The sequence below is a fragment of the Parachlamydia sp. genome, assembly GCF_050255895.1.
GTDB lineage: Bacteria > Chlamydiota > Chlamydiia > Chlamydiales > Parachlamydiaceae > Parachlamydia > Parachlamydia acanthamoebae.
Genome location: NZ_JBFWIR010000109.1, coordinates 1 through 5,895, shown reverse-complemented (window position 1 = coordinate 5,895; position 5,895 = coordinate 1). Strand labels below are relative to the sequence as shown.

Annotated in this window: 5 protein-coding genes; 3 read left to right on the top strand and 2 right to left on the bottom strand. The window is 41.4% G+C overall.

The features are described 5' to 3' along the window. Both ligA and AB7E63_RS13060 read right to left on the bottom strand, forming a co-directional pair. A partial coding sequence (gene ligA, locus AB7E63_RS13065; protein WP_428419638.1) for an NAD-dependent DNA ligase LigA occupies nucleotides 1–1,696 on the bottom strand: 1,696 nt, incomplete at its 3' end. Nucleotides 1,697–1,711: 15 nt separating this feature from the next. Further along, nucleotides 1,712–3,802, bottom strand: a complete 2,091-nt coding sequence (locus tag AB7E63_RS13060; protein WP_006340292.1) for a tetratricopeptide repeat protein — start codon at nucleotides 3,800–3,802, stop codon at nucleotides 1,712–1,714. Nucleotides 3,803–3,982: 180 nt separating this feature from the next. Here AB7E63_RS13060 and AB7E63_RS13055 point away from each other — a divergent pair, with 180 nt between their 5' ends. From AB7E63_RS13055 to AB7E63_RS13045, 3 genes are all read left to right on the top strand, one after another. Next, nucleotides 3,983–4,978 (top strand): ROK family protein, encoded by a 996-nt coding sequence (locus tag AB7E63_RS13055; RefSeq protein WP_006340293.1) that lies wholly within the window; start codon nucleotides 3,983–3,985, stop codon nucleotides 4,976–4,978. Nucleotides 4,979–5,032: 54 nt separating this feature from the next. Next, nucleotides 5,033–5,371, top strand: a complete 339-nt coding sequence (locus AB7E63_RS13050; protein ID WP_006340294.1) for a DUF721 domain-containing protein — start codon at nucleotides 5,033–5,035, stop codon at nucleotides 5,369–5,371. A gap of 44 nt (nucleotides 5,372–5,415) precedes the next feature. Next, nucleotides 5,416–5,895 (top strand): ATP-binding protein (locus AB7E63_RS13045; protein ID WP_428419637.1); only part of this gene is annotated, 480 nt, incomplete at its 3' end.

The window sequence follows — 5,895 nt, the reverse complement described above, 5'->3', positions numbered from 1 at the left end:
CTGCACAATCCTCAACGAACGCGGTTGCTACTTTTTCCCCAATCCCTTCAATGTGCAAAAGTTCTTCAGTAGTCATCTGCATCAAAATGTGTACATTACCTGCACGCTTTGCCAACAATTCAGCTGTTCCTTCACCCACATGTTTAATACCTAAAGCCATAATGAAGCGAGAAAAAGAAACATCTTTTGATTTTTCAATACTGGTGATGAGATTTTCGACCGATTTAGTTTTGAATCCTTCTAATTGAAAAAGTTGCTCACTTGTTAAAGCATAAATGTCGGAAGGACGTTTTACAAAGCCAAGTCGGACTAACTGCTCGACTACTTTTTCCCCCATATGCTCGATATCCATCGCAAATTTTCCTGCAAAATAGATCAAACGGCGCAATTGTTGTTCGGGGCAATGTAAAGTATTAGGACATTTGACGGCAACTTCGTCTACAGATCTTGCCACCAAGGCGCCACAACTAGGGCAATGCGTAGGCATTTTCCAAGGATGGCTATCCGATTTGCGTTTGTCAAAATTCACCGAAACAACCTTGGGGATCACATCGCCCCCCTTTTCGATGATCACAGAATCTCCCTCTCGAATATCTTTTCGCAAAACCTCTTCTTCGTTATGCAAAGTGGCGCGGGCGATCGTGCTTCCTGCGAGAAAAACGGGCTTAAGCTCAGCTACAGGCGTTAGAACTCCTGTACGACCCACTTGCACAGTGATTGAATAAATGTCTGTTTCTGCTTGCTCAGCTGCAAATTTATAGGCCACAGCCCAACGGGGGTTTTTCCCTGTAGATCCTAAACGTTTTTGTTCGGCTAAGGAATCGAGCTTAACTACCACTCCATCAATTTCAAAAGGGAGAGATGCCCGAAGGGTTCGCACTTTTTCAACAAATTCCCAAATTTCTTCTAGAGTATGACACTTTTCAACTTGGTGTAAAATGGGCAATCCATAACTTTTTAAAAGAGCATGACAAGCAAATTGACTTGTTAGGGCATCCTGAGAATCTTGTCCTATGCCGTAAAAGACAACATCCAATTTTCTGCGACGTGTTTCATTAGGATCAAGCAACTTCAATGAGCCAGCTGCCGCATTTCGAGGATTGGCCCACAGATCTTCCCCTTCAAGCTCTTTTTCCGCATTGAGTTTTTGGAAGACTTGTTTTGGCATAAAAATCTCTCCTCTAACCTCTAAAAAGTCAGGGGCGGAAGGTCCGATCAACTGCAAAGGGAAAGCCGCAACGGTTCGCAAGTTTTGAGTGATGTCGTCCCCTTTTTTTCCATCACCTCGCGTAATACCACGCACAAAAATGCCTTTTTCAAATTGAGCAGAAATGGCAATTCCATCCATTTTTAACTCACAGGAAAAAGCAACGTCTTGCGATCGGGTCAATTTTTTGACGCGATGGATAAAATCTTGTACTTCATCTTTGCTATAAGAATTTGCTAAGGATAGCATGGGAGTACGATGAGCAACTGTTTGAAATCCTTCTGTAAGCATTTCCCCAACACGTTGGGTCGGAGAAGCGGAAGAGATCCATTCTGGATGCTCTTTTTCCATTTGCTCCAACTGATGCATCAAGTGATCAAATTCTTCGTCGCTAATTACAGGGCGATGGTCAACGTAATAAGCTTTATTATGCGACCAAATTTGATTACAGAGCTCTTGATAGCTTTGGTGGCTTGAGGGTTTTGTCATTGGATAGCTTTGTCATTATTTTTCGTTTTCTTCAAGACGGAATTTGGTAGTCAATTGCGAAATAAAATTACGAAAAGCGGCGGTATGGCGAAGCCCTTCTAGCCATTCATCGTGCATAATATCGTCAATTTCAGGAAGCGCATCTTCTTCTTCTGCCTTTTGCAGATAATGTAAAGCGATTGCGTGATTTCCGATTAAAGAATAGAGGCAGGATAGATTATAGTAAACAGGAAGATGACCGAGAGCTACAGCTTGCATAAAGGCATGCCCTGCTTTTTCATATAGGGCAGAACTTGAATCCGCTGTCGAAACATCATCGACTAATAAGGCCCAATGCACGTATGTTAATCCCAAATCATTCCAAGCCATTTCATCTTCTGGATTTTCATTCACAAGCATTTCAAAATGCTCAACGGCTCTTTGGAAAAATTCAAAATCGTCAACCAATTCTCCTAAATGGGAATATGCTAGTGCTAAATTGTAGCGTGCATGGGTATAGGCTGGATGGACTTGTAGAATTTTAGATAAAACTTGAATGGCTTTTTCATAACAAGCAGCGTCTTGATTGAAATCACCAAGAAAATCTAGTGCACAGCCATAATTGTACCAGAATTCTAAATCTAGCGGTTCGTGGGTATAATTTTCCCCATACATTTCAATGGCATGCTCAAATTTCTCTATGGCCGATTCAATGTATCGTTTGTCGCTTGTCATTTCAGCCAATTTCATCAAAACGACTCCCCAATCATTCCAAAATTGTGGGAAAGGCGTATCTGTAAATTCGATGACACGCGAGTAAAAACGTACAGCTTTTTCAATAACATGCTTGTCTTGCTTGAGCTCTCCCAAGGAAAAATGAGAAACAGCTAAGCCATACCAAAAAATAGGATTGCTTCGATTCAACGACAAGGCGTATTGAAACTTGCCAATCGCCTGAATGTAGTAAACCTCATCATTAAAGTAATGGCCGAGTTCATTTAGACACTCTCCGTATACAGCCCAATAATGGGGATTTTCCGGCTCAATTTCCACGCTTTGTGCAATTTTATCTTCAGCGCGCTTCAAAAGGTCCAGGTTCTCTGTCAAAGACCCGATAGTCATGAGAGTGTCACCTAGCTTATTTAGAATCAAAGGATTACTAGGGTCTAATTCATCGGCTTTAGAAAATTTATTGCAACCTTGTGCTAACAAATTGAGGTCTTTACGGTTTTTCCCTGAAAATAAAAATAGCATTCCCCATTTAAACCAAAGGATGGGGTGGGTCGCATTGATTTCAGAGGCTTGTTCAAAACATTTTTGCGCATCTTCAAAAAAAGCTTCATCACCAGAAATTTCAAATAAATGCTGAAGACAACTCGCCAGATTAAACCAACCTTGGAAAAAGTCGTCGTGATTTTTAACAGCTTTCTGGTAAATCTCGACTGCTTCTAAAAACATATCTTGACGGCCAACCAAATAGCCTAAATCGACAATAGCATTTCCGTAGTCATTCCAAAATTCTTTATAATCGATTCCAAGCTCAACGGCTTTCGTAAATTTTTCAATGGCGTCACGATAATCAATTGCTTCTCCCGAGATTTTACCATGCTGAGCTCCGCATAAACCCCATTCCCAATAAAATGCGCCCAATTCATGCTCAGTACATGTTCCCGTAACTTGCGAAGCTTTTTGAAATTTTTCTTCCGCTTCTTCAAAATGAGAGGTATCATGATAAAAAGCTCCCATTTCCATTAAAATGGCACCCCAAGCTCGCCAGGCGTGAAAAAATGAAGCATCTAATTCAACAGCTTTGCCATATGCAATGCATGCTGCTGCGAGATCGTTTAAATTGTTGTGCTGGGAAGCATAAGCAAGACCTTGCTCATAATAAATTTTAGGAGATCGCGGAGCAACTTCAGCTGCAAGCCTTAAGGAAGCCTCTCCCTCTCTTTTACCTTCTTTTAACAAAGATTTCCCTTCCATGATAAAAAGTGAAGCAAGCTGTTCTTTTTCTTGGTCTGCTAAGCAGCTCCATGCATCCGCATTCCGGAAAGGATTCAAACGCTCAAAAGCTTTAGTATTTAAAACTTCTTGCAAAACTTTTTTGATTAAAAGAGAATTTTTCATAAGATCTTGAGAGGAAAACCTAGTAAATATTGGTTAATCTGAGATACGTCATTACATCTCAAATCATAGAAAAAGCAACGTTTTATTACAATATTTAAAAGTTGATCGTAATTAATTACTTGTAGCAAATCATCTACAACATTTTGAATATAGATTTTACATTTGATCTAAAGAGGTTTTATGACATTTAAAAAATGGACAATTGGAATCGACGTTGGTGGAACAAAAATTGAAACGGCTTTAGTAAATGCAGATGGCACCATCCTTTTTCGCTCAAAAACGCACACAAAAGCAAAAGATGGTTTAGATGCTATTATTCATCAAATTGGAAAAGTCATTCAAGACCTTCAGAAGCAAACGAGCGATTCAATTGCGGGGATTGGCATTGGGATTCCGGGACAAATTGACCCAGCCTCAGCTACAATTCTCTCAACCCCTAACCTCCCTTTTAAAAACACACCACTAAAGAAACGTTTAGAAAGTTTCACATCCCTGCCTATTTATATAGATAATGACGTACGCACCGCGACAAGAGGCGAATGGATTTTTGGAGCCGGAAAAGGATGCGCCAATTTTGTTTGCATGTTTTTGGGAACTGGCGTCGGTGGTGGAATTGTGATCAACAATCAGATCTTTTCGGGTAATTCCTATACAGCCGGAGAAATCGGACATATGACGGTTGAGTTGAATGGTCCTCTTTGCACATGTGGAAATTATGGATGCGTGGAAGCTTTTAGCGGCGGATGGGCAATTTCCAAAAGAGCGCAAACAAAATTAAAAAAACACGGAAAACTGACGCCGCTTTTGGAACTAGCTCAAGGAAATGTCGATAAAATCGACGCTGCTCTAGTTTTTGAGGCGATGAAGCTGCATGATCCTATCGCAATCGAAGTGGTTAGCGATGCGGCCAACGCGCTTTCTGCCTGCGCAAGCTCTATCGTGAATGCCTTAAACCCGAAACGCCTCATTATCGGCGGAGGAATTTTATCTGGATACCCTCATTTTCTTGAAGAAATCCGAGCCGGGATCCAAACGCGCGCGCTTGCCGCCTCCACTCAAAGATTAGAGGTTGTCGCAACTGCCACACAAGGAAACGCGTCACTTCTTGGAGCTGCTGTCCTTGTGCTTGAAAGCCAATTCCCAAACTTGATTCATGAAGAGAAAATAAAGTGTTGATCCACTGTGTAAAGATGTGCTATAGTAAATGCTCATAATGACCATGAGGAAATCGTGAGAAAAAACACACGACGCATCCCAAAGGACTACGACGGAACCGAAGTCACGACTCATCAAGTCAGCGATGTGTTAACCGCTGTCCTAGCACGGATTCATGAAAAATATCAGGAACATCCCGATCTAGTCCTTGCTGCTTGGCCAGGTGTAATCGGACCTAAGCTAGCTGGAATGACCCAGGCCGTTTCTTTTTCTGACGGCATTTTTGTCGTCAAAGTCAAAAATTCTACCTTGCACAGTTTGCTAAATCAAAATGAAAAGCCTAGAATTTTACGAATTTTGAGAGAAAAGTTTCCAAAAGTCATGATCAAAGGAATTGTGTTTCGAATGGGTTAAAATCCCCTCAAGCATAAGACTAAATCATTTATCAAGGTTGTTGAATGGCTAACGATACGTTAAATTCAGAAGATAATATAATAGCCCAAAAAGCTTACGATGCAAGCTCTATTACTGTTTTAGAGGGACTGCAAGCTGTGCGTGAACGCCCAGGTATGTACATTGGCGACACAGCAAGCAATGGATTACATCAACTTGTTTATGAAGCTGTAGACAACTGTATTGATGAAGCCATGGCTGGTTATTGCTCCGCCATTTATGTCACTTTGCATAAAGATGGCGCCGCAACAATTGAAGATAACGGACGGGGAATTCCGATCCAAAAACACGAAAAAGAATCGCTCAAACAAGGACGCGATGTCTCTGCCCTCGAAGTGGTCATGACCATTTTGCATGCTGGTGGTAAATTTGACAAAGACACGTATAAAGTTTCGGGTGGATTGCACGGCGTAGGAGCATCCTGCGTATGCGCCCTTTCCAAGAAATTGGTTGTCCAGGTTTACAACCAAGGCAGCACCTACGAA

What these genes read in the sequence shown, in the direction of transcription:
- AB7E63_RS13055 (WP_006340293.1), top strand. Translation starts at nt 3,983, where the DNA reads ATGACATTTAAAAAATGGACAATTGGAATCGACGTTGGTGGAACAAAA.
- AB7E63_RS13060 (WP_006340292.1), bottom strand. Translation starts at nt 3,802, where the DNA reads ATGAAAAATTCTCTTTTAATCAAAAAAGTTTTGCAAGAAGTTTTAAAT.